22 protein-coding genes are annotated in these 25,752 nt (G+C 46.5%); 6 read left to right on the forward strand and 16 right to left on the reverse strand.

Translation table 11 applies throughout. From position 1 onward, the window contains the following. Positions 1-4: 4 nt before the first annotated feature. The gene (locus OX890_RS20545) at positions 5-2,398 is read left to right on the forward strand and encodes a fatty acid cis/trans isomerase (protein ID WP_268649835.1); all 2,394 of its coding nucleotides are present in this window, start codon (positions 5-7) and stop codon (positions 2,396-2,398) included. Between the two features lie 51 nt (positions 2,399-2,449). On the opposite strand, the gene OX890_RS20550 is transcribed toward OX890_RS20545, so the two are convergent. From OX890_RS20550 to sirA, 12 genes are all read right to left on the reverse strand, one after another. Then, on the reverse strand, positions 2,450-4,564 hold the full coding sequence (locus OX890_RS20550) for a M13 family metallopeptidase (protein ID WP_268649836.1): 2,115 nt from the start codon (positions 4,562-4,564) through the stop codon (positions 2,450-2,452). A gap of 233 nt (positions 4,565-4,797) precedes the next feature. Beyond that, the gene (locus OX890_RS20555; RefSeq protein WP_268649837.1) at positions 4,798-6,081 is read right to left on the reverse strand and encodes a winged helix-turn-helix domain-containing protein; all 1,284 of its coding nucleotides are present in this window, start codon (positions 6,079-6,081) and stop codon (positions 4,798-4,800) included. A 219-nt stretch (positions 6,082-6,300) separates the two neighbouring features. After that, positions 6,301-7,176, reverse strand: coding sequence for an ABC transporter permease (locus OX890_RS20560; RefSeq protein ID WP_261271767.1), 876 nt, complete (start codon positions 7,174-7,176; stop codon positions 6,301-6,303). After that, the gene (locus OX890_RS20565; protein WP_012090323.1) at positions 7,173-8,210 is read right to left on the reverse strand and encodes an ABC transporter ATP-binding protein; all 1,038 of its coding nucleotides are present in this window, start codon (positions 8,208-8,210) and stop codon (positions 7,173-7,175) included. Before OX890_RS20565 ends, OX890_RS20560 begins: the two co-directional genes overlap by 4 nt. Beyond that, entirely contained in the window at positions 8,207-9,493 is a 1,287-nt protein-coding gene (gene nosD, locus OX890_RS20570) for a nitrous oxide reductase family maturation protein NosD (protein WP_063883671.1), read from the reverse strand. The genes OX890_RS20565 and nosD overlap by 4 nt, the downstream gene beginning before the upstream one ends. A 10-nt stretch (positions 9,494-9,503) precedes the next feature. Then, on the reverse strand, positions 9,504-9,995 hold the full coding sequence (locus OX890_RS20575; RefSeq protein ID WP_012090325.1) for a nitrous oxide reductase accessory protein NosL: 492 nt from the start codon (positions 9,993-9,995) through the stop codon (positions 9,504-9,506). A gap of 116 nt (positions 9,996-10,111) precedes the next feature. After that, positions 10,112-11,059 carry an NrfD/PsrC family molybdoenzyme membrane anchor subunit gene (gene nrfD, locus OX890_RS20580; protein ID WP_268649838.1) on the reverse strand — a complete coding sequence of 316 codons (948 nt, stop codon included), beginning with the start codon at positions 11,057-11,059 and terminating at the stop codon, positions 10,112-10,114. 2 nt (positions 11,060-11,061) lie between these two features. Beyond that, positions 11,062-11,769 carry a 4Fe-4S dicluster domain-containing protein gene (locus OX890_RS20585; RefSeq protein WP_012090327.1) on the reverse strand — a complete coding sequence of 236 codons (708 nt, stop codon included), beginning with the start codon at positions 11,767-11,769 and terminating at the stop codon, positions 11,062-11,064. Between the two features lie 86 nt (positions 11,770-11,855). Continuing rightward, positions 11,856-12,530 (reverse strand): tetratricopeptide repeat protein, encoded by a 675-nt coding sequence (locus tag OX890_RS20590; protein WP_268649839.1) that lies wholly within the window; start codon positions 12,528-12,530, stop codon positions 11,856-11,858. Positions 12,531-12,607: 77 nt separating this feature from the next. Then, positions 12,608-13,387 carry an FKBP-type peptidyl-prolyl cis-trans isomerase gene (locus OX890_RS20595; protein ID WP_012090329.1) on the reverse strand — a complete coding sequence of 260 codons (780 nt, stop codon included), beginning with the start codon at positions 13,385-13,387 and terminating at the stop codon, positions 12,608-12,610. Positions 13,388-13,480: 93 nt separating this feature from the next. Beyond that, positions 13,481-13,924, reverse strand: a complete 444-nt coding sequence (locus OX890_RS20600; RefSeq protein ID WP_012090330.1) for a rhodanese-like domain-containing protein — start codon at positions 13,922-13,924, stop codon at positions 13,481-13,483. Between the two features lie 58 nt (positions 13,925-13,982). Next, positions 13,983-16,112, reverse strand: coding sequence for a dissimilatory sulfite reductase SirA (sirA, locus tag OX890_RS20605; RefSeq protein ID WP_012090331.1), 2,130 nt, complete (start codon positions 16,110-16,112; stop codon positions 13,983-13,985). A gap of 510 nt (positions 16,113-16,622) precedes the next feature. On the opposite strand from sirA, the gene OX890_RS20610 reads away from it, so the two are divergent. The 5 genes from OX890_RS20610 (at position 16,623) to OX890_RS20630 (ending at position 20,921) form a co-directional block, all read left to right on the forward strand. After that, positions 16,623-18,695, forward strand: coding sequence for a heme lyase CcmF/NrfE family subunit (locus tag OX890_RS20610; RefSeq protein WP_268649840.1), 2,073 nt, complete (start codon positions 16,623-16,625; stop codon positions 18,693-18,695). Further along, entirely contained in the window at positions 18,695-19,108 is a 414-nt protein-coding gene (locus tag OX890_RS20615; protein WP_268649841.1) for a cytochrome c-type biogenesis protein, read from the forward strand. Before OX890_RS20610 ends, OX890_RS20615 begins: the two co-directional genes overlap by 1 nt. 35 nt (positions 19,109-19,143) lie before the next feature. Then, positions 19,144-19,728 (forward strand): TlpA family protein disulfide reductase, encoded by a 585-nt coding sequence (locus tag OX890_RS20620; protein ID WP_012090334.1) that lies wholly within the window; start codon positions 19,144-19,146, stop codon positions 19,726-19,728. Positions 19,729-19,922: 194 nt separating this feature from the next. Continuing rightward, a complete protein-coding gene (locus OX890_RS20625) occupies positions 19,923-20,501 on the forward strand; it encodes a nucleoside triphosphate pyrophosphohydrolase family protein (RefSeq protein ID WP_268649842.1) in 579 nt (192 codons plus the stop codon). Positions 20,502-20,624: 123 nt separating this feature from the next. Beyond that, on the forward strand, positions 20,625-20,921 hold the full coding sequence (locus tag OX890_RS20630) for a helix-hairpin-helix domain-containing protein (RefSeq protein WP_115333779.1): 297 nt from the start codon (positions 20,625-20,627) through the stop codon (positions 20,919-20,921). Positions 20,922-20,924: 3 nt separating this feature from the next. Here the strand turns inward: OX890_RS20630 and OX890_RS20635 are convergent, their stop codons facing one another. The 4 genes from OX890_RS20635 to OX890_RS20650 form a co-directional block, all read right to left on the reverse strand. Next, positions 20,925-22,007 (reverse strand): AI-2E family transporter, encoded by a 1,083-nt coding sequence (locus OX890_RS20635; protein WP_268650634.1) that lies wholly within the window; start codon positions 22,005-22,007, stop codon positions 20,925-20,927. A gap of 85 nt (positions 22,008-22,092) precedes the next feature. After that, entirely contained in the window at positions 22,093-23,010 is a 918-nt protein-coding gene (locus OX890_RS20640) for a TlpA family protein disulfide reductase (protein WP_268649843.1), read from the reverse strand. Positions 23,011-23,340: 330 nt separating this feature from the next. Beyond that, a complete protein-coding gene (locus tag OX890_RS20645) occupies positions 23,341-24,543 on the reverse strand; it encodes a hypothetical protein (RefSeq protein WP_115333777.1) in 1,203 nt (400 codons plus the stop codon). Positions 24,544-24,675: 132 nt separating this feature from the next. After that, the gene (locus OX890_RS20650) at positions 24,676-25,725 is read right to left on the reverse strand and encodes an NAD(P)H-dependent flavin oxidoreductase (protein WP_268649844.1); all 1,050 of its coding nucleotides are present in this window, start codon (positions 25,723-25,725) and stop codon (positions 24,676-24,678) included. Positions 25,726-25,752: the final 27 nt, after the last annotated feature.

Consider the following 25,752-nt stretch of genomic DNA (forward strand, 5'->3'; position numbering starts at 1 on the left):
GTGAATGGACGCGATAAAAAGAATATGGAAAAGGTTGTTATTGGCCACAGTGCTGTTGGCTACGGGCTGTGCCAGTGTAGCGCAAATCGATTTCAATGCTCTGTTTGGCACTAGCTCACCGCAAAAGCGCGTCGAGAATGCACAGCTTAACAACCAATTTGTTCAACAGGCCGAATTTGTGCACAAAGAAGTTGAACCGATCCTCAATAGCCGCTGCGTGGTGTGCCATGCATGCTACGATGCTCCCTGCCAGCTCAAAATGACCTCAAGCGAAGGCATAGAACGCGGAGCGAGTAAGGAAAAAGTCTATCAAGGCACACGTTTAGTCGCCGCCACGCCCAATCGCTTATTTGTAGATGCCTTTACCCCAGAAGCTTGGCGTCAACGCGGGTTTTACCCCATGTTAAACGAGCGCAATCAAACCCCAGAAGCCAATACCCAAGCCTCGGTATTGGCCAGAATGCTCATGCTTAAGCAAATGCATCCCCTGCCCGAAGACAAGATTTTAGATAAGCGTTTTGATTTCAGTCTCGACAGAGTTCAGCAATGTGCCAGCCTAGAGGAAATGGACAAATACGAGCAAAGCCAACCGTTTGCCGGTATGCCCTATGGCTTGCCAGCGCTGAATGCGAATGAACATCAAGTGTTGATGCACTGGCTCGAACAAGGTGCGCCATTGCCATTCGCGCCATCGCTAGCCCCTGAATTTATAACGGAAATCACCCATTGGGAGCAATTTTTAAACGGCGACAGTTTAAAAAGCCAATTAAGCGCACGCTACATCTACGAGCATTTGTTTGCCTTCCATTTATATTTTGAATCTTTAAATCAGCCGAACGCCCAGCCTCTATTTTTCGAGTTAGTCCGTTCGAGGACGCCGCCGGGGCAAGCGCTGGATATTATCGCCTCCCGTCGTCCCTTCGACGATCCTAAGGTGGAACGTTTCTATTACCGTTTTCGACCTTATCGAGCGACCATAGTCGATAAAACTCATATCTCCTATGCCTTAAATACTGGCTTGCTGCACGACTGGCAGCAATGGTTTATCGATGCGGATTACTCAGTGACTCAGCTGCCGAGCTACCAGCCGAGCATTGCGGCCAATCCCTTCGAAGCCTTTATTCAAATTCCTGCCGGTGCGCGCTATCGCTTTATGCTGAACCGCGCCCAAGACACCATTATGGGCTTTATCAAAGGCCCTGTGTGCCGTGGTCAAGTGGCGCTCAATGTGATTAACGACAGATTCTGGGTGTACTTTGTTACCCCAGATTATATGGACGACACGGATTTTAGGACCTTCTACCATTCCCAGATTGAAAACCTACGAATGCCAGCGGAGGAAGAAAGCACTGCACTCGCCGTAACTTGGGTGAAATATGCCGCCAAGCAAGGCAAGTATATGCGAGCGCGTAATCAGTTCTTAAACGAGAAGTTTAAAAACGGCCAACACCTCACCATAGACGGGATCTGGGATGGCGACGACAACAATGATAATGCTAGCCTGACAGTGTTTCGCCACTTCGATAATGCCACTGTGGTCAAAGGTTTAGTCGGTGAGCCGCCCAAAACCGCTTGGATTATCGATTACGCCTTACTGGAGCGTATTCACTATTTACTGGTCGCGGGATTCGATGTGTATGGTAACTACGGCCATCAGCTTTTAACTCGCTTATACATGGATTTTTTACGCATGGAGGGGGAATCAAATTTCCTGACCCTGTTACCCCAGGAGGAAAGGCGCAAACAGTTTAGTGATTGGTATCAAGGGGCTGGCACTCAGCTCACGGCGTTTATCGCGGGGGATATCAACACCTTTAATCAGCCCACGGGCGTGCTCTACTATAGCGATGACCTCAAGGGCGAGTTGTATCAAAAGCTCGGGCAGAAAGTCGCTAAGGTTCAGCCAAATAGATATCAAATAGAAAACAGCAACTTGCAAGCCAACAGCAAGGCGCTGTTGCAGGCATTAGGTCGATTAAAAGGCACCCAAGCGACCCTGTTACCTGAACTAACCATGATCATGGTCGAGCCCGAAAAAGCGGGTAAAGCCGAGGTCTTTACCTTAGTTCGCAATAGTGCCCATCGTAATATTTCGAGCCTGTTTAATGAGGCCAGTAACCGCGAACCCGCAAAGGATGATGTCACCTTAGTGCATGGTTTATTGGGCAGTTACCCAGAAGCCTTCTGGCTGGTGAAAGAACAAGATTTACCTAAAATCGTGGCGGCGGTAGAGCAAATGCAAACCGAGAAAGACTATGAGGCACTGCTCGATATTGCGGCTGTACGCCGTAGCGATCCCACCTTTTGGGCCTTTAGTGACAAACTCAATCAGATATTTTTCGACAATCACCCGATAGAAAGCGGTTGGCTGGATTACAACCGCCTGCAAAATCGTTAATAAAAAGGGGAACGCTAGCGTTCCCCTTACTTTGAAATCAAGCCAGTAAACTTACCAGATCTTAACGCGATCTTCTGGCGCTAAATACAGCTTGTCGCCAGGTTTAACATCGAACGCTGTGTACCAAGCGTCTAAGTTACGCACTGTCAGCGCGCGGTACATGCCGGGTGCATGGCCATCGGTGGCGACGCGAGCCCGCAGCGCTTCATCACGCATCTTAGTGGCCCAAGTTTGCGCAAAGCCGATAAAGAAGCGTTGATCGCCCGTAAAGCCTTCAATCACAGGGGCTTCTTTACCGTTAAGCGAGGCATGGTACGCATCGAGTGCCGCGGCTAAACCCGCCACGTCGGCAATGTTTTCACCTAAGGTCAGCTTGCCATTGACGTGCAAATCAGGGAAAGGTGCATAGGTATCAAACTGCCCTGCTAACGCATCGCCTTGCTTAGCAAACTGCGCAAAGTCAGCCGGCGTCCACCAGTTACGCATAGCACCAGTCGAGTCAAATGCCGCACCATTGTTATCAAAGCTATGGCTGATTTCATGGCCAATCACAGCACCAATCGCACCATAGTTGTAAGCCGCATCGGCCTTAGCATCGAAGAATGGTGGCTGTAAAATACCCGCAGGGAAGTTAAGCGCATTTTGCACGGGCAAGTTCACCGCATTCACCACTTGCGGTGTCATCCACCACTCGCCTTTATCCATTGGTTTGCCAATCTTGGCCAGCTGATGGCTGTACTCTACTTTTTCCCCATTGATGGCATTCGCGTAAGCATTAGTCGCCGTCACAGCATAGCTGTCGTAGTTGCGCCATTTGTCGGGATAACCCACGCCCACAGCCATAGTCGCCACTTTTGCTAGGGCTTCTTTCTTAGTGGAAGGGTCCATCCAATCGAGTTTTTCCACTCGCTGACCAAAAGCGGCCACTATGTTATCTACCATAGTGCTGACTTCAGCCTTGGCCGAAGCAGGGAAATATTGCTCGGCATAGGCATGGCCTACGGCATCACCAAGGTATTGATCGAGTGCAGCTAAAGCACGTTTATCGCGGCCGCGTTGTTCTGGCGTGCCAGAAAGCTTAGTGCCATTAAAGGCAAACGAAGCGTTGTCGATAGCCGATGGCAACACATCGGCATGACTGTTGATCTGGTGGAACACGAGCCAATCTTTCCAAGCTTCTAAAGGCTCAGAGGCCACCAGCGCAGAAAGTCCCGTAATCGCCGTCGCATGGTAGGCTGCAAATCTTGGCTGATTGCCCAATTGTGCCGCCGCGAGGAAGGCAGTCCAATCGATGCCCGGTGCTTTAGCATCAAAGTCAGCACGGCTCCACACGCCCGAAGATTTAGCGAAATCTTCACTATCTTCACGGCTAGCGTGGGCGGCAGCGATCTTGCTCTCAAGGGCAAAAATACGATCGGCACGGGCAGCGGCATCGCTCACGCCCGCATCTTTGAGCAAGGTTTCAATGTAAGCACGGTAAGCAGTGCGAATCTCGGCCATTTTAGGATCGGCAGACAGGTAATATTCGCGCTCAGGTAAGCCTAAACCGCCCTGCAAAAAGTAAGGCAAAACTTCGCCCGGCGTGGCTAAACCTTGAGTTACGAAGATCCCAAACAGGTTTTCGGTATGGAAATCGGTCGCGTTGAGAGGGTCAACATCGGCGCGCAGGTTTTCACCTAATACTGCGGATAAATCTTGCTTGCTCGCAATGGCCTCATAACGGGCGATATCCGCCTCGGCAGGTTTCATTCCAGCGGCATCAATGGCGGCAGTATCTGTGTAAGCCTTGTAAAAATCGGCGATACGCGCTTCGTCGCTACCCGCAGCATGCTGCGCTTTCACCAGTTCGGCAATCAAACTGGTTTTATGCTTTTCGGTCGCTTCAAAAGCAACGAGGAAAGCGCCAGTGCTGGAGCGATCGGCAGGGATCATCGTCGTTTTCATCCATTCGCCATTGGCGTAGGTATAAAAATCATCCCCCGGTTTTACCGTTGGCGACATAGCCGCGACATTAATACCTACCGGCATTTGAGCGGCAACGTCTTGGCTTTTAGGTGCGCTTTCGCTGGTTTTAACTGTGTTTTCTGTGGTGTTATCACTGCAAGCAGTGAGCCCCGTCAGTACTGAAGTAGACAGTAACAGCACGGGAATTAGACGGTCCGACATGAATGACTCCTCTTTCTTTTATTATTGTATTTATCTTGTGATGATTAGGTTTTGCAGTGTAACTGGCACTGAATGAAGAAGTAAAACAAAGCCACTTTTTATGATAAAAAGTTAATGCAAACATTTTGAGCCGCAGCGTCTCAACCAATCACTTAATGCCATCAAAAATCCCCTCATTGCAGACACAAAAAAGCCGACTTTATGTCGGCTTAATCAAGTGTGGTTTAAGGTTACTATAACTTGAGCTGATTGTACTGAGTCCATGCAAGCACTTGTCCCATTTGAGGAATAATCCATACCGCCGTATGCTCATTTTGATAAACACGATAATAGAATAATTCTTCATCGCGGATATCATGCTTACGAATTTCACGATAAAACTGCATGGCAGAATTGCTCACTTCATCCGGTTTTGTCAGCTCTTTTTGTAACACTTTAACGTAGAAAACATCGACTTTAAGATCATTAATCTCAGTTTGGTACTGTTCAAACTCACCGCGGATCGTGTACTTAATCGGTGTCGTTAAGCAATCTTGATCTGTTATACAAGAGGTTGAATAGAAATTTCCCCGATTCTCCCCTTCATACATCAGAGACATGCTGAGATCGTTCCGAACTAAGAGTTCACCCGCGACAGGAAAATAGATATCCGCATGGTAATTATGCTCAACTAACTCCCCCTTACCCTTGTCATCCGCAGGGAGAACAATGCGGTTATAACGAATCCGCTGCTCCATCTTTTGACTCAGCGGAATAAATTCCGTCATATTTAAGCCTGCAGGTTTCGCATCTATTGCGGTGATATTAATCATACCGCGACCATTACAAGCCTCTGCATCTAGCTCTGGACAAATTGCCATGGAATAGTTTTTACCATCCGTGGCTGCAAAAGCACTGAAATGCTTAATACTGCTGATATGATTTCCCTCTGGCGCCAAATGTTTTTGCCACCAAGAGGGATGTAAATGCTCCTCATCGCCAATATAGAAAGTTTGCGCCGTTCCCAGAGTCCCACCGATATTGAGGCTGATGTATTTATCTGCATGCCACTTAGCCACTTGTTTAACCACTGCATGGTGATCACTCATATACCAGAAGATCGCCAAGATCAGGCCCAAGAAAGCAATACCTGCAAATTTGGTCCAAGCCGATACCCCAACTAAAGCATCACGGATTGCATCTGCATCGTTTATAGCCAACATCTTTACATGGGATTGCTCAGCGATATGCAATTGATAACCGCGGCGCGCCACGGTTTTGAGCTGTACTTCAGTATAAGGCTCGAGTTTTTTTCTTAGGGTGCTGATGCACTGTGTTAGTGAAGTCGGTGCCACGACGCGGTCTGGCCAACCCACCTGCAACAAGGCTTCTTTCGTCAATATGGCGTTGGGGGAAGATAACAAGCGTACCAATATAGCCGCTTCAGAAAAAGTCAGGTCTATGGATGTGCCATGCACTTGATCAACTAGTTTTTTAGCCTGTTCATCTAAAAATAAATATGAAGTGATTTTATGCATGTTAAACGCCCGAAAACTCAGCAAAAATAGATAAGGTATAATTGCGCTAACGGCGGGCAAGCAGATTGGGACCATGTTTTCCCAAAAGCACTGTGACTTGCAGCCACCTATCTAAGATGGTTTATTTTACTTTTTAACAACATAAAATACTGTGACTGCATGCTCAGTTTAGTTATTGTTTAATAAGCACAAAATTAGACTAATACAGGATTTGCTAAACTAAATTTCTTGACGTTTGAAGACCCAAGAGCACCCCAATAATAGAACAATAATCCAGCCGCCTAACAAACCATACATCATGGGTAATCCCAATCCCGTTTGCGCGATTAAGGAAAGGCTACTTTTAGCAGCTAGTGTATCCGAAGGTGCGGCAAGCAAATTTAAGGCACGGAACAAGTCGGTAGGATTCAGTAAAATGAGTAGATTAAATAGATTGCGATTAAGCATTTCACTCATTCCAACCAAAACACTGAGCAAAATAAGGTCATAAACCAGCACAAGCACAAACCATAAAATAAGTAACGTTCCCAGTGCCTTGGCTTTTTCTCGCACACACAGGCTAACCCAATAGCCCAATAGAACAAACACTAATGACAACAAAATACTGCTTATTATCAAATGGGTAAATCCGATAATTATCGCGAGTTGAGCCTGAGCATCGCCAACGAGTAGCAGTAATAATCCTGTCACACCAAAACCTAAGATACAGGCGATAGTCATTACGCACGCATGGCCCAAAAACTTGCCGCAGACAAGATGCCAACGCTCCAATGGATAGGTCAGTAATAACAATAAGGTGCCAGATTCTTTCTCACCGACAAAGCTGTCATAGCTCAACAAAATCGCGCCTAATGGCAGCATAAATACCGATAAAGTCACAAGCCCAGAAAGGATCTGCGCAGGCTCAAATACTACTAAGCTGCCCGATATTACGCTCCCCATAAAACTCACACTAAGGGAGAGCAGCAACAATACACCCGCCATCATCCATAGCCATCGATTGCGCAAATTGTCCTTAAACTCCTTGGCAGCTATGGTACTCACTATATTTAGAGCACTTAAATGACCACACTGCAAAACCTCTGATTGACTCATACGGCGGCCTCCCACTTAACGCCTTGAGCCATATCTGTTACTTGAGTGGTATCTGCAGATACAATCTGGGGCAGAGAATGACAAACGGTTTCCATATAGTGATGAAACACAGACTGCAAACTCGGAGGCTCAACAGAAAAATCCCCTGCCGGCACTTTTTGCAATAGATGATGTAAAACACCTGACTTTTGCCCCTGCGGTACAGTCAGTTTTAATCCCTGCGGCGAACTCATCTCAACACAGCTGGCTAAAATAGGATCTGCGAGCACCTCTAGCCTTTGAGTGTGAGACAAAGAATGCAAAAAAAACTGGTTTGGCAACCGAGTTGCAGATCTAAGGGCGGTTAAAGTTCCCGAAGCTAACATTCGTCCTCGGCCTAAAATCAAAGCCCGATCCATTTGATCTTGAACTAATCCTAACTCATGGGTACTGATGATAATCGCGCAGCCTTTCGCCTTAAGTTGGGCTATTTTTTGATACAAAAAAGCCGATGCTAAGGGATCTAGACCGACAGTCGGCTCATCAAGTAACAATATCTGAGGATCAGCCAATATTGCCTGAGCGAGCCCAAGACGCTGCCGCATTCCCTTGGAAAATGTACTCAGACGTTTATCTTTAGCGGCTTCTAAACCAAATTCGGCAAGTAATTCATGTACTTTTGCAAGAGCGACGCCTTTAAGTTTAGCGAAATAGCCGAGTAATTCGAGAGCGGTCATGTTGTCATAAAAGCTCACATTTTCAGGTAAATAACCTAAAGATAAACTCAACCTGACATTCATAGATCCCACATTGTGCCCTTGAACTTGGATCTGGCCACGTGTAGGAGTTAGCAATCCTAAAATAAGCTTAAGTAACGTAGACTTACCTGCTCCATTATGACCAAGGAGAGCAACAACTTGGCCCTTTAGAACCTCAAAATTCACGTCCTCCAATGCCTTAAAGTTGTTATAAAATTTACTGACATTTATCGCTTTAACGGCAATATCAGCACTGGCCACAGGCTTATTCGTCGAGAATGTGAAAGTCTGATTCATTGCGTACCTCCATCAATAAGTGCGGGCGAGACCGATTGCATTAAGGGAAAACTATCGCTAATTCCCGTCGTCATTCGGGGCTGAAATTGGCGTTCAACCCAACGCAGCAGTAAAACAACTGGACTTTCCATTAACAGTTTTGCCTCAGGATAAAGCCAAAATAGTTTGTCTAAGCTGTCATTGGGCCTATGGGCCAAATCACCTATCCCATCTAGATCCAGATCCCAGCCTTGGTATTCTGACCAATAATTGCCTTGTCCTTGATAACTCCACTCTAACTGTGTGTCGCCGACATATTTCACTTGGTTTTGATTCGCAATGATTCGATTATGCCAAAGACGGTTTTCCTCTCCGCCCATGGCCATACTGATCCCAGTATCGCTATGACTAAACTCGTTATCTTGAATACGGTTATTTTGAGCAGCGTAAATAAAAATGCCTTTGCCTTCGTTACCCAGCTCCACCGAACCTTGGGGATGCTTAACGTCTGTGGCGGTATTGGCCTGAATATGGGACTCGTTGGTGATATTGAGCAGAATACCAAAGTCCCGCGCTTGGCTAACGTGATTATGGTGCAGGTAGATTTGCTTTGAGCTCATCAGGGCATAACCGCCATCGACGTTGATAGCTTGATTGTGCGCGGCTTCATCGCCTCGGGTGTACATGTAATGGATGGCGTATTGCAACTTAGCGAATTGATTATGGTGAATTTGGCTGTCCGTCACCGACTCGAGATACACGCCATCGCGGACAAAAATAAAATGGTTATCTTGCACTTGGGGCGCACTCACATGCTTGAGAAAGACACCGTCACCCCGATCCAACACATAAATGGCGCCATTACCGCTGATATTGTTTTCAATGATGCGCGGCGCAGCAAGTTGCTCGCCATAAATCCCAAAGCCATCCCCGACAAGACGATTGCCCTTGATAAGCACCTCGTCTGCCCCCGGTAATAGCAGGATCCCCGCATCATGGTAATAAAGATCCCGTCCCCAATGGCGGATATTAAGCCCTTCAACAATCACCTTGGGTGCAGTAATGGTGAGGGCGCTACCTTGGCGCAGGGCATCGAGGGCCGCGCCCGCTTCGCCCTTGATATGAATGGAACGGGTAACATTAAAATTGCCTTCAAACACGGCGGTATCAAGTACGAGCGTGTCACCATCCTGCGCCTGCGCTAATGCTTGGGTTAAAGAGACGGTATCTTTAACCCTTAGCTCCTGCGCTACCCCGATAAAGGATAAGGTGCAGAGCCAACAGATAAGCAATAAACGCAGCATGAGCAATCGCCTACTTATCGCCAGCGAGCAATTCGAGGGTGATATCGTTAAAGGTTAATACGCGTCCACCGTATTCCTTTGCAAAGGCTTCGGCGGCGGCTTTAGTGCTAAAAGGTGCGACTGCTGGCCCCATCACGGCCTTTTTACTGGTGCCGTAAACATAAAATGCGCTGGCGGCATCGATAAAGGCGCCATCATCAGGCTGTTCCCAATCGGTTATCGCGGCGTCATGCACCATCATGTAAGCAATTTGTCTTTTATTTTCAGGCTGTAAGGCAAAGTTAAACATATCGCGGCTAGAGCAAAACTTAGGTACCATCTTCTCGGCCTTAAGATGTACTTGCCCCTTTGGTCCAGGATATTTAGTGATCACCATACCGCACAGATGACAACGATCGTGCTCGTGGATCATCTCGGCTTTATGTTGGTGATCGGTCGCTTCACTCTTATTGCAGCCTAATAACAAAGGAGCGAGTAGTAACAACCCAAAGATCTTTTTCATGCTGTTAATCCTTTGAAAAATATCAACGCCTCGCCAAGGCACCTTGCAGGGACAGACCTCTTGCGACGAGGGTTGATAAAAAATGGTTCATCAAAGGCCGAGGCCTTAGTACATAGTTAAATCGCGTAGTTTTGACCCGCTAACAGGACGAAGAGTCGTAGACACATCATACCCACCACCGCAGACATTCCCGACATATAAAACGCTTTGGCCGAATGGCTAAAATGTTTACCCGTCGCAAAGTTCAGTAGCAGTGGCGCACCAAAGCCGATACCCACAACACCAATCCAGAATACACTCGCCCACACACCTTCATGGAAAGCGGCAAAAGCAAATTGACCACCGGCATTACCCGTTAATAGCGCGGTGGCGATCATGAAAATAAACATGGCTTCGGCGAACATAATGGGCCATTCGGCGCCGTGCAGGATCTTCATTTCGCCGCTGTGCAGGGGTTCTTTAAATAACCACACCGCCAGCATTTTGGCTGAAGCGCCACCCGCAGAAAGCCCCGAGGCAATAAACAGTGCTGGGAGTACCGAGGTGTTGATCAGCGGGAAGCGGATCAGCGCAGAAATCAAGAAGCCCGTGTAAGCACATACAGATAACGCCAGCACTAACGCGAGCGCTTCCATTGGGCGTCTAAAGCCTTTTAACTTGGCAATAATTGGCACTAAAAACTTCAATTGTGGGATGGCCATCAGCTCTTTTTCGAGGGCTAAAAGTGCTACCACTGCCACTAACGGGATATACACCGACAGCGCAATAACACCAATCGACATCACAGAATTTAAGTTATAAAACACCAAAATTCGCCAGAAGAATAAGGGGTTAGTCAAGTCGAGTACCAGACATAACATCCCTAAGCTAATGGTGACAAAGGACAGCAAGGTCGCGGCTTTTAAGAAGGCGGTATTTTCAACCTGTCCTAGGTAAAAACGCAGCGCCAGCGCAATGGTTAACGCCCCGCCCGAAATCCCCGCGAAAAACAAATACACTGCAATCGGCCAAGGCCAAGCAACGCCTTGGGAGAGTCCTAAGGTAAATTCCATACTGGTATCCATATTTACACTCCCAGTTTGACGATTGGTATGTAACGTAAGCTCGGCTCAGTACCAAACTGTGGCTTAATCCGCACAGAGTCTTTTACCGCCAATAACTTACTGACATAGGACTGAGGATCATTGGCATCGCCAAAGATCAGCGCGTCGTACTTACAGCTCTGTACGCATGCGGGTAGCTCGCCCTTAGACAGCTTGCTGTGCAAGCAGAAGTCACAGTTATCAGCCACATCAGTGTTGTCGTTGATCAAACGCGCATTGTAGGGACATGCGCCGATACAATATTTGCAGCCCGCGCATTTACTTGCATCCATAGTCACTATGCCCGTTTTCGCGTCGCGGTGCGCCGCGCCCGTTGGACAAACTGTGACACAGGGGGCGTTTTTGCACTGCTGACAGGAAACCCGCACAAACTTACGTTCACAGTCACAAACCATCTTGCCGCAGTGAGGGCAGGCTTGACCTTCAACACGACCACTTTGCTGCTCAAGGATCACCCGAGAAACACCCGCGGGTAAGTTGTTTGCTTGGTTACAGGCGGTTTTACAATCACCACAACCGACACATTTATTTTGGTCAAAGACCATGACGTAATGGGGCTTATGGGCGCTGTCAGCATCTTCTTTGACCGAACACCCGGCTAAAGGCGTTAACATCAAAGAGCACATGCCAGCGCTTTTAAGGAACCTCCGTCTCTCTATATTTTCACTCACAACATCCTCCATCTATCGGTTTTATACCGACGTTTTTATTTATATCGTTATCGTTCCTACATGCCTGAAAATGGCTAGCGACTTGATTAATATCCACTTTCATTCAATTTGCTTTGGGCCTTGCCAATGGCATTTAAAATGGCCTCACGATTAATCTCTGCCGTTGGCTGTGACAGTAGTGCCTGCCAATGGTCTATCGCCTCTTGGTAACGCCCATGCAGATACGCATCGGTGGCCTGTAACATGCGGGTTTGTGGCTCAAAGGGCGCAAACGCCAAGATCTGTGCAATCAGCGCTTGGGTTTGCGGCGTCATTTGGCGCGCATCGCGGTAATACAGGGCATTGGCCTTAGCGCCGAGCACCTCGGCGTCCTCACCCACTAGCGCAAGCAACTTGTCTAAGGTCTGCACCGCATCGCTATATAAACCACCCGCGCTGTAAGCCTGGGCAAGCGCCTGTAATGCCAACGGGTTTTGTGGTTGTTCATCCACGAGACGCTGGGCTTTGGTGATGTCGGCAGCGACTAAGTAGTCAATATGCTCATTGACTATGCCCTTATCCCAATCCTGATAACGCCCCGTTTGGCTGTAGATGGCGAGCGTCATGACAAGCAATACACCACTGCACAGCACTGGCAACCCATGGGAGGCTAGAGGCAAGCTCGCCACGGTTTGCAGTTGGTTTAAGCGTGCGTGTTGCCAAAAAATCCAAGCAACAAATCCGCTTAATAGGAGTGCGATGGTGAACCCTAAACTTGCCATACCTAACCTCTTTGTTTGCCGCTCCAAGCTTATGACTGAGCGAACAAAACTAAACGCTCAGTCCCCGATGTTTGCTCTTAGTGAGCAGGCATCATGCCCATCATGCGGGCTTCTTTTTTCTCACTTGGCTTTTCGATATTTTTCAGTTCGATTTCAAAGATCAAGGTAGATTGCGGTGGAATTTCACCCACAAATTCATTGCCATAGGCTAAGTTTGCGGGGATGACAAAGCGGTATTTAGAGCCCATAGGCATCAGTTTTAAGCCCTCTTCCCAACCGGGGATCACTGTCATTAAGGCAAAACGCGTAGGGTCTTTGCGGCCAACGGTGTTTTCAAATTCAGTACCATCGATAAGCTTGCCGACGTATTCAACGGTCACCACATCTTCTGGATTAGGCTTTTTGCCTTCGCCCGTAACCAGCACTTCATATTGCAGACCAGAATCAGTCACTTTGACGCCAGACTTCTTTTTGTTTTCAGCAAGAAAGGCTTCACCCGCTTTGATATTTTCAGCAGCTAATTTTTCAGCGTTGGCTTTTCTCACTTGATTTAATTCTTCGGCGCGTTGATTGAGGTATGTCAGTACTTCTTCATCGGTTAATTGCTGTTGTTTTTTCAGCGCGTCCACAAAACCTTGAACAACTAAGTCCACATTCACTTCTGCGCCCAGTTCTACTTGGTTATAAACCTGGCCAGAAATGTAGTTACCAACGGATGCACCGATACTGTAAGACGCTTTTTCTGCATCGGTTTTAAGGCTTGGGGCGGCAAAGCTCGCCATAGATACAAACAGTGCGGCGCAGGTCGCCACTGTGATGGTTTTTGGGATAAAAGACGTTGGCATAGATGTTTTCATTTTATATTCTCTTCTATTTAGCCCTTGGGCTTAGTGCGTTAGCCGAAAACGTATGGGCATTACCCATAACCGATTAAAATATTTATTTGATTACTATGGTTTTTCTGTTGCTCTTCCGGACATACGCCAACCGAAAATACCATCGGCCATATGGCGAACTCCGGTGTAACCTAGCTTCATGGTCTCCCGAGCGGCCATATTGCTAGCGGTACAAAGGCGATTAGCGCAATAGAACACCATCACCGCATCTTTATTCTTTGGAAGTAACTCTCTCCAATTTTGAACATTGAAAAAAACCGCTCCGGGGACAAAACCTTCCGCCCAGATTTCCAGCGTGTTTACGTCGAAAAAATAAACCTCTTGCTTGCCGACTAAGGTTTCAGCTTCCCGCATGGAAATAGGATTTAACTGAATTTCGTTATAGGGCGCTTCAGAGATATCAGAACCTCCCCCTGCGATGGCGGGTAGGCTAATGCCCCCTAAGCTCAGAGCCATTAAGCCGCCGATAAGGCTTTGTCGGATCACGTTATTCATCATTTGGCCTCGTATATTCCCCGGCACGGGTGTGTCGGGGACAAGTTAGACTCGAGTCGAACTACATTTTCTGTGCGCTCAGACCTTTACCATCGATAATGGCTTGGGCTTGAGTCACATAGGTTAAGGCAGCATCAAGACGTTTCAGTGAGTAACTTGGGCCGTGCGCACCCCATGAACCGTCAGCCTTAATCAGGCGAACAACATCTTGGGCTTTGTCGGTCAACATCAACACTTGCGTCTTGTCTTCAACCGACAGCTTGGTGACTTCTAACAGCTTGTCGATACGGGCAAGGGCTTGTTCTACTAGGGCAAAAGTTTCTTTAACTGGTTTTTGCCACTTTTGAACTTCGCCATAGATTTCCATCTGGTCTTCAAAGTGCAGACCCACTTCAAGTTCAGATTGGAACTGGCTATGACAACCTTTGTTTTCGGTCACATCGTGGTCTGAAGCTGAAGTACGGGCGCAGGTCCACATCAAGTCGAGGTAGTTGTAGCCGTTTTCATCTTTCGCCACAGTCCAGCCCTTAGTCGTCGCATCGCGCGACTTACCTTCAGGTGGGTTGAGGGTCTTACGCAGTGGGTCGACATCAATCTTCCACATGTGTGACTTACGCACGTTGTCGAAGCCCGCCATATCTGGGAATTGGATCGCAGTGAAGTTTTCACAGCTTCCCATGTTTGGCATGTGACAGCTTTGGCAAGTTTGGTTGCTGTGGGTGTTGGTGTTCTTGGCGATCTCGGCTTGAGCCGTATGACAGTCAGTACACTCTTTGATGATTTTTGGCTTGGTAGTACCAGATTTCCAATCACCATCAGTCACTTCGTGTGGATCGTGACAGGTTGAACAACGCATGCCTTTGTCATAGTGTGCAGAGGCAAACATTTGCGAACCTTCAGTACCGCAAGATGGGCAAGAAGATTTCATCTTCACGTTGAAGGCATATTCCAGTTTCTCTTTACCCTGTGGCGTTTCAGCTAGCTCTTCAACAAAATTGAAGCGTTGGTGACAACGTTCACAGTTAGATGGCATACCGCCACCAATACCGCCGTCTAAGTGGCCGCCTGCGCCATGACACTCTTCACAGGTAATCCCTTTAGAAATCGTGTGTTTTTGCAGCTCTTTTGGGTTACCTAAGGCAGCGAAGAATTCATCTTTAGTTTGGAAGTCAAACTTAAAGCTGTGGCACATTTCGCAATAGGAGCTAGCTGGTTGGAATAGGAATTCCTTCTCGTACTTAGCACCGTATGAGCTCATGCCCCATTGGTGTGAACCGCTGGTACCAAAATCTTCCATTTTGACAGGGAAACTTGGGATAGCTTTGTTAATTTTTGCAGCCATTTCAGGGGTTAACCACTCAGCCCAACCGCGGGAGAATTGGTTACCACCGGCGACCATAGTACCAGTGCCATCTTTCAGCAGACCGTCTTTCACGTGGTAAGTACCGCGCACCAGATAGGCGTCGATAAAACCATATTTGGTACGTGGCGTCCCCACAGTTGCATAGATAGCGTCTGGCGTAATACCCGATGGCAGAATCGAGGTATCTTTGGTGGTATACATGGTTTTTTTCAGGTCGTTATCGACTTCTGGATGTTCGCCAGGGAAGCGAATCGTCTTAGAGTGACGTGAACGTCTCCATTTTTCGTATTGCGGACCATGACACTCACCGCATTTTTCGGGGCCAACAAACTTGTTAGGGAAATCTAAAATCGATTTTGCCCCTAAACGATATTGCAGTGCTTTTGGACGTTGACCATCGTTATAGGCACTATAACGTACAGCGGTGCCATCAGTTGAGTTCACTTCTTTACTGTGTTTACTGTAAGCAACACTGTCACCACCGTGTAAATATTCTTCACCGCGGTCACTGACTTTATAAGTGCCCTTTAATCGACCTTCCGCGTCATATTTAAAAACGGGGTGATTTTCAAATAAAAAATCAAATAATTCTTGCTCTTGAACAATATAATCCTGCAGTGTTTTAACACCACGGGATTTCTCCATTAAATTGTCATTTAAATTGGGATTAGCCAAAATATCTTGAGTATAGTGGGATTGCTGTTTATTACCCACTCCAGGGACCACTTTACCATCCGATTTAGCATCGGAGGCGATTGTGGTAGCGCTTACGGCAGAACCTAAACAAAACAGCACGCCTAAGGCTGTTTTGATTTTCCATCGCTTCATCATTCACTCCTAATTTATCATTAGTTTTATATTCTCCACTGAACCTAACTGTTCACTGAACGACATAAACAATTGACCAGTGGCTGCATGATGACGGAGTGGAAAAACAAAAAATCTGCGCTAGAGCACATTAAATTTTAATTCAGAAATCAAGAGGAGCCAAAATAATTAATTCATAACAAATCAACACCTTAAACAATGAAAAACAGTAGTTAATTAGATCTAAAAGATGTTTTTTGAACTCTAAAAAAATCTAAAAATGGCTTTGATTTTTCAAAAATAAACAAAGTCATAAATGACCATTTTAATGCCGAGACAGATCACATTCCTTCCACAAAAACTCAGCTACCCTGCGAGTCAATCGTTAAATGGTTAAAGACTCAATATCCAATTTAGCCAGGCAACAATAAAAATAAATAAGTTAGTAGCGATTAACCGCTAAAAAAGTTAACCCATTATTAATTCCAGAATTAATGCGATTCGACAACCAATGCTATGCAGGAAATATCTATGACAAATATGATTCCAGAGCTAGGGCACATATTGCTGATCATGAGTACTGTGTTGGCATTATTGTCGGCTAGTCATCATTTAATCGGTAGCTACCGGAATAACTTTTACCTAATCAGCTTTGGCAATAAATTATTCTACGCTCTCTTTTTTACCTTACTGGCAGCATTATTTAGCTTAATTTTTAGCTTTATTACCGATAACTTTTCAGTCGCCTATGTTGCCAATCATTCTAATAGTCAGCTCGCCCTCGGTTATAAAATCGCGGCGGTGTGGGGCAGCCACGAAGGCTCAATGTTATTTTGGGTGTTCGCCATTGCCCTGTGGGGTGCGGTGATCAATTGGCGTCAAGCAACGAATAAGGTTAATCTCGATAGTGCCAGTTTACAGGCTGATAGGGCTTACTTTGGCAGAGTTCTCGCTATTTTGGCCTTAGTGATCCTCGGCTTTAATTTGTTTTTACTCTTTACCTCCAATCCCTTTGCCCGCTTACTCCCAAACATTCCAGTCGAAGGACGCGACCTTAACCCCATATTGCAGGACATTGGCTTAATACTGCATCCACCAATGCTGTTTTTAGGTTATGTCGGGCTAACTGTTTGCTTTGCCGCAGCACTGGCATCACTCATTGGGGGCAAATTACCTGCTCGCCACCTCGATTACCTTCGCCCTTGGGTGTTACTGGCGTGGATTTTCCTTACAGGTGGCAATGCCTTTGGTTCTTGGTGGGCCTATAACGAACTGGGCTGGGGCGGATGGTGGTTTTGGGACCCTGTAGAAAACGCCTCATTTATCCCTTGGCTTGTCGCTACAGCATTAGTCCATTCCATTGTTCTGACGAAACGCACTAATGGCTTTCAAATCACAACATTGCTGCTGTGCCTATTAGCTTTCTCACTCAGTTTGCTGGGCAGTTTTTTGGTACGTTCCGGCATAGTGCAATCGGTGCATGCCTTTGCCGCTGATCCTACCCGTGGTATGTCAATCCTCTGTTTATTAATACTTTTTGTTAGCGCAGCTCTGCTCACCTTTGCACTTAAAGCCAATAACTTCAGACACTCAGTTCGGCATAGCATTTTCAGTAAAGAAACGCTGTTGCTACTCGGTATTGTAATATTAGTCGTAGCGGCATTTTCCGTTCTACTCGGTACCTTCTATCCCTTGCTCTATGAATTACTTGGTTTAGGTACACTCTCTGTCGGTGCCCCTTATTTTAATGCGATCTTTGTGCCTCTGACATTCTTACTCGTACTCTTGATGGGCGTCGCCCCTTTAGCTGGTTGGCAAAAAGCATCCAAAGCTCAAGTTAAGCCTTTGATCATACCCGGTGCACTGATCTTAACTGCAGCTCTGTGGATAAGCTTACAAGCAGCAACTGGCAACAATTTATTTCTGTTACTTGGCACTGCAGCAGCGCTTTGGTTACTCGTTTGCTTATTATTAACATTGATAGCAGCATTAGGATTAAAAAATAAAAATCACCAAAATAAACAGCCTGTTAAAGAAAATATAAATACAGCTAAGCCTCTCCCTAAACGACGCCTCATGGCCATGCTGCTTGCTCATTTAGGCGTGGCTGTAACTATAATAGGTGCGACGGCCGTCTCTTTCTTTGAACAAGAAGCCCTGCTAAGAATGGGCCCAGGCCAAGGTAAGCCGTTAGCGGGTTATGTCTTAGTTTATGAAAGTACCGAGAATATCGAGACCAAGAGTTTTACTGCGATTCAAGCCAATATCAGTATCCGTGATGCAGCCCAAGATGAGCTGGTACTAGGTTATATCACCCCACAACGACAAACCTTCAAAAGCAATGCCATGGAAATGTCCCATGCTGGTATTGATCACGGCCTATGGCGGGATATTTATGTCTCGATGGGATTGCAACTTAGTGATAACGAATACCTGATCCGCATCAGCTATAAACCCCTTGCCAGTTGGATCTGGCTTGGGGCACTGCTAATGATGTTAGGTGGAACTGTCGCCGCTTGGCCTACTCGCAGCCTGAGTTATTACCCGAAACCAGCAGCCTTACCTAACTCATCCCATTCATTGCAAAGGGAAATGCTTGCCTAATGAATCCATTATTTCGCTCACCTTACCTCAGTGCTTTTATCTGGTTGCTTTTTACCACGCTGTTTCTAGGCGGGACTGCATTCCTCGCTATGGCGCAAGAGCAACCTGTCTCTAACACTGCTCATCAACAACAAGCTATGGATATCAGTAAACTGCTTCGCTGTCCTATGGCAACAAATCTAAGCTTGTTTGAATCACAAGCCCCTATCGCACATGAGCTTAAAGCTCAAATTTTTTCCATGTTAGAACAAGGAGATAGCCAAGATGAAATCATTTTTTTTATGGTACAGCGCTATGGTGAAAAAATTCGTTATCAACCCGAACTGAAAGGCTCTACGGTCGCACTTTGGTTTGGCCCGCTACTCTTGCTATTAGTCGGTGTAGGTATTTGCCTTGGACTCATTAAGCGCTGAGCACTGAGTTCCCTATCTCAAATTAAGGATTCACCATGAAACTATGCTCTATGCGACTCATTCTGCTATGCAGTTTTGTCCTGTTAAACAACTCAGTCCAAGCCCATTCATTACAGAATAAGCTTTACGACACTGGCGAAGCGATTCCTAAACCTAGGGTAATGACAGGCTTCGTTGAAATGCAGCACGCACGCGGCGTACCGGATGTGCCTTTCATTGATGAAGCGGGAAAAACTCAAACCCTAAAACAACATCAAGGTAAACTGGTTCTCGTTAATCTTTGGGCAACTTGGTGCGCCCCCTGCCTGCGTGAAATCCCAGAGCTTCAACATCTTAAACAAGAATATCAAGGGAAAAATATCGCCATAGTCCCAATCTCCATCGATGAGGAACCTAAGGATGTGCGACCTTTCCTCACTCAACATAATTTTAGCGACTACCAAACTTGGTTCGATCCAACACAAAACATAGAACAGATCATTCCTGCAAACGTCGTTCCTGCGACGTATTTTTTTGATGCTAAAGGTAATCTTGTTGGTTTCGTACGCGGATATCTCGATTGGGGCGATAAAGACGTCATCCCTTATCTTGATAAATTAATCACAAAATACGGCCAGTAATCATTTTGTACTAAAAAGCCAGTTTACATCTCCGTTCGGTAGCCCACCCTACATTTGCCGAAACCCGCTGCACCCGAATTTGCAGCGGGTATTTTTTACACTTAAGAGCAAATACCTGAACTTTGTATTCTACGGCGCATTTCTTTAAAATTGCCGCCAACTACTTATTGTTTATTGATCCCAAGGCTATCCAGATGAAACTCACCCGCTTAACTCAACCTATTTATGACCACTTGTACCGTGATATTAGTGAGTTTCGTAGCACCTTCGACCTAGCCGTCAACGATGCCAGCTCATTGGATGATAAGGCCGACACCTTACATACTTCCTTGATTATTGAAGAGTTAACTGAACTTGCCGAAGCCGATAGCCGTATCGAGCAGGCCGATGCCATTGTGGATTCTGTGTACGTGTTAATGGGGCGTTTAGTACATTTAGGCGCACAAGCCATGACCGACAGACTCGAAATCAGTTACCTGATTGACTTGTTGCTTTGCGTGGCTCAAAACCGTGAAATCGACTTTATTAGCTGCTGGGATGAAGTCCACTCGAGCAATATGAGTAAAGTGTGCCGTAACGAGCAAGAACTGGCCGAGACCATTGCCTTCTATGCCAAACAAGGTGTTGAAATTGTCGGTAGTCAGCAAGGTGATTTCATCATAGCCAAATGCGCTAAAGATGTGGAAATGGCAGGTAAAGTGGTTCGCCAAGGTAAGGTACTAAAATCGGTATACTACCGCCCAGCAGATCTGACTAAGCTGGTTAAAGCCTAGATTTTATAGCTTTGTTTAGAGCCTGTTATTTACAGGCTCTTATTTCGCCAAGGCAATTATCTCGCCTAAGCGATTATCCAGCAGTAATGACTTTTCAGCGTGTGTTTTAACGAGGCAATCCGTATGAATCCTGCGAAAGTAGTGCGTGCTGAGGTGAAGCAATTAACTGATTTGCCGAATATTGGCAAAGCCTGTGCGGCGGATTTACGTTTGCTCGGTCTAGATAAACCTGAGCAACTGCTGGGGCAAAATCCCTACGACCTATATCAAGCACTCAATCGTTTGACCGGAAAAACACACGACCCGTGCATGATAGATGTATTTATCTCCATCACCCGTTTTATGGCGGGCGAAGATGCTAAACCTTGGTGGTTTTACACCGATGAGCGCAAAAATACCTTAGGGCAGACTAAACCTTAGCTTTTAGCTTCCCGCCTGTTTATCACTTTGTATTATTTCAGGTTCTTCCCTTAACCATTCCCGCCAAATCGCCACCAGCAAGGCCATCAATACTGGGCCGACAAACAAACCGACAAAACCCATGGTTTTCACGCCGCCGATCAAACCGAAAAAAGTCGGTAAGAAAGGCAATTTAATCGGCCCACCGACAAGATTAGGCCTTAAGGTTTTATCGACAATAAACAGCTCTATGCTGCCCCAAAGGAACAAGCCGACGCCCGCCGTCATATCGCCAGTGCCGACAAGATAGAGTGAAATCAAGGTAAACATGGTTGGCGCGCCGCCGGGAACCAAGGCCATAAAGGCGGTTAACACCCCAAAAGCCACGGCCGATGGCACACCCGCAATCCAATAGGCAATCCCCAGCACTATGCCCTCACCAATCGCGATGAGCGTCATGCCGATCACCGTCGAACTGACCGTCGCAGGCACAACACGGGAGAAGCTATGCCAGCGGGCGGGCAATACTCGCTCGCCGACAATATCTAACTGTTTGGCCACTTGCTCGCCATCTTTATAGAGGAAAAACAAAGTGATCAACATAAACAGTAAGGTCAATAGCAGGCCTAGCGTGTTCCAGCCTAATTGCAGCACCCAGCGAGAAATGCCACTCAGATTCTGACCACTGATGGCACTGATAATTTTGCCTAGCTCGTGGGGTTCACCGATAAATTGCTGCCATTGCAGGGTTAACCACTCACCCACCCAAGGTAAGTCTTTGATCCACAAGGGCACGGGCGAACCATGTTGGTTAGTAAACACCAACCAATCAACCCAAGTTCTTATCTCTTGTAACGCATAGGAAAATACAAACACCAGCGGGATAATCAGCCCGAGCACAATACAACATAGGGCAATGGTTGCCGCCAACGCCGAGCGGCCACCGCATTTTGCCAATAGTTTTTGATAAAGAGGCCAACTCGAAAAACACACAATCAAGGCGGCTAAGGCAGGCACTAAAAAGTCGATAAAAAAGAATACACCAGCGCATAAGATCAAAATCAACAAACTACGACCAATCGCGGCATTACTGAAAATCGGCGTCATAGTGCTAACACTCCCCACAATACAATCCAACGATAAGATGGAAAACACTCGGCATTCTATCAAAAGCCTAACAGTTGGAATGAGCTTATTGAGCCGAAAGCTGCTTAACGAGTTGCTCTGGCTGGCTAAAATCGGTAATGCGCTGAACGATTTTCCCGTCCTTAACCCACAGTAACGTCGGGATATTACGGATTTTAAAATGATTAAATAACACGCCTAACTCATCGATACTAAAATCAATTTTAGTCTGATAAAGCTGCTTAAAATCTTCGAGCGCTTTATCGTCTGTCCACAGGTGATTGACCACACCGTGCCACGCTTTATTCGGCACTTTTTGCGCGAGATTATTTAAGCCTTTTTGGACGGCAATACACTCTTTCGACATTTCTGGACGGCTCTCAGCCAAGTACCAATCACACCAAGTTGCAGTGAAAAAGAGTAAATGCTCACCTTGTTCCCAAGGCTTGAGTAACTTAGCCGTTTGCTCGGCACTGGGCGCCTCTGTTGCCTGCGCCGTCAACTCTTGGCCATTCGCCAACATATCAATAAATTTATCTAAATTAGCGTCTGACTCATGGCTAGTGTAAACCACATCACCCGCACGATTGATCAATACACTATAGGGCGTACCGACCAAGCCTAAAGCCACACCCAACTCACCTTCATTATCCAACCACACGGGCATAGTGAGCCCGAAGCGCGCGATAACGTCAGCGATCTTAGGCTGCTCTTCATTAATATTGATGTTCACTGCGACGATATTAATCTTGTCCTGATACTTCTTCTGCAGGGCTTCAAAATGCGGCATTTGTTCCATACAGGGCTGACACCAAGTTGCCCAAAACTTTAGATATATCGGCTTGTCACCCGCAACGCTGCCTAAGGTCACTTGCTGCTGATCGGGATAGGTTTTAAGTGCAATATCTTGATAGGCTTTGTCGCCCGCAAACGTAGCAAAACTCACGACGGCAAGGCACATAACAATGATTTGACGTAACAACATAGTGTTTTCCTTAAATTGATAGACCACTTGCATCCACGACTATGGGGCCAGTGATTTGCAGCCATTAACACAGAAAATACATAATCAAAGGGAGCGACAGTCTACCCAGCAACCAACCTTTAAACAGTGAGTATAAACTAACAAGCCGCTAATTTAGCCATGTAAAATGTAAGCCTTGGTGAGCATATCAATGCCCAAATTATCGCGGCCTTTACTCATGACATTATTTGATATCCAAAGTGATCAATTCAAATATTCAAGTGAATAGCATCATCTAATATCTAAACAAATCAAAATCTTGAAATACAATCCCATCATGATGAATCCAGTCTACGATGCTTTCTGCAAGTTGTGGATATGGCCAAACGCATCAGCGAATACTTGAGGATCATCTACAACGAGGTTGACCATACTTAACGACTCAGGCAATTGTCCCATTCCGCCATAATAAGTTTGGGGATGCTTAAAAATCAGCTGCACATTCGCGACATCACCCCGTCCTATCGTCAAGATTTCTGGTGCAGCGATTGCCACAGATGTGTCGACAGAATTACCAAATGAAGTACCAATAGGAATGCCGCCCACTTGCTGTGGTTGCACGTGAGTCACAAATGCCCCAAATTTCAGTTCACTTATCTGGGTTAAATCAATCGCCATAAAACCCCAGATACCATTATTGATAATGAGCTTACCTTCCCTTTGATACAGGGAGTAATAACGACTGATTCGGTAATTGGCTGCGATTAATACCACTGAATATAAGATCAAACCAGAAACGAATACGGCAACAATATGACTCACATAATCGAGTAGTATGTAACTCAGTGTGGAGGCCACGATTAAACACATTATGATGACTAAAGCATGCCAAGGTTGGGCACTCAGTAACTTAAGCGGTGTGATCGATGCTGGGTGGCGACGGGAAAAATAAGGGATAGCGTAATACCAACTCGCGGGTTCGGTAGCGAGTATTAAACCTAAGGTCAGCTTCTTATCGTCAGGCATTTGATTCTTTGGCAAATCAGTGTTTGATGCGCCCTCAATATTAAGCGTTCTAAGTTCATTTGCCCCATTACCCAGCTCTTGCTCCACAGTGGCAGCATATTGAGCAATGATCGCTAATCTTGGATCGCCTGAAGCCTTCCTCGCCTGCCACAATCCCTTAATAATGCTCACCATCAAGTACAATTCGATGAGCAGTAATACCGTGATAATAGGGAAACGCAGCCAAGCGATAAACTCGAAATACTCTGCAATTTGAGGAGGGTAGCTGAGGCGAGCCATGAGGCTGCTCAAACTGAGAATGACTAATATTTTCCAGCTTTTTTGCGCACCAATTTTGATAATCCAATACCAATAAAGCAGAGGTAACAACACAAAATATAGTGCACTGACGACAGCCAAAGACAACTGCTCACTTGTTTGCGTTAACTGTTCTGGCAGTAAATTAAACCCAAGCCAATACACAATAATCATCAAAATGAGAAAATAAATTCGATATTTAGCTGGGCGTCTTAGTCGAATTTTTAGCATTTAACATCCTTGTCAGTTGATCTAGCCAAGCCTATGCGATAGTAAAAACCCAAAAAAGTAGCTTGGCTTATCAATAACATGATGGATAAAACCATGAATACAATGCTGGCTTAAAAACGTTCAAACTGATCATTAGACCATCAAACCTAACGCCAATTGTCTTGTTAGCTCTGCGGCGGGAATAGCCTGACAGCCGGTTGCATTTTGGCCGCACCAAAGTGGGCTAAAATCGCCGAACCCTTGTTGCTCGGCGGCGCTTCGCAATCCTGCGACGGCACTGGAGGCGAGCGGAAAATCCGGTACTGCGTTATTGATAGGTCCAAGTTCAACCATAAAACGATTCACTATGCCGCGTGCGGGGCGACCAGAGAATAAGTTAGTCAGAGCCGTATGCTGCGCCGCCTCGCTTTGCAGTGCGGCGCGATGGATCTCACTGGTCGTGCATTCAGGGCAAAGTAAATAGGCCGTCCCCACTTGCACCGCTGAAGCACCCATCGCCATGGCGGCGCGCACGGTTTTGGCATCGACTATGCCACCAGCAGCGATAACGGGCACATCAACGGCGGCAATAATTTGCGGCAATAAACTAAAAGTGCCGAGCTGCTCAGTCAAATCATCGGATAAGAAATGTCCTCTATGGCCGCCAGCTTCTAAGCCCTGCGCAATAATAGCATCTACGCCATGCGCTTCTAACCAGAGCGCCTCTTCTACTGTTGTCGCCGTCGAGATGATCTTAGATCCCCAAGATTTTATCTCCAGCAACAAGTCTTCATTGGGTAAACCAAAGTGAAAACTCACAACCTCAGGTTTGAATTTGGCTAATACTTCAGCCTGAGCACTCGTGTAGGGCGCGCGTTGTGCTCCCGCAGCGTGGGTATCAGGATGGATACCCAGCTCAGCAAAATAAGGCGCGAGTTGCTTGAGCCATGCAGCTTGTTTCGCCGCTTGCGGTTCGGGCTCGTGATGACAAAAGAAGTTTACATTGATGGGCTTAGTCGTTTGGGCGCGGATCTGTGTCAACGCGGCATCTAATGCTTCAAGGGATAACATGGCGCAGGGCAAAGATCCCAACGCACCGGCTTGCGACACGGCTATCGTTAAGGCACTGCCCTGAACACCCGCCATAGGCGCTTGAATAATTGGCAATTCGATTCCAAATAATCGAGTTAACTGGCACGGCATACATCACCTCCTTTGACTGGTTATCAC

It is taken from the genome of Shewanella sp. DAU305, from assembly GCF_026802235.1.
In the GTDB taxonomy this organism is placed as follows: Bacteria; Pseudomonadota; Gammaproteobacteria; order Enterobacterales; family Shewanellaceae; genus Shewanella; species Shewanella baltica.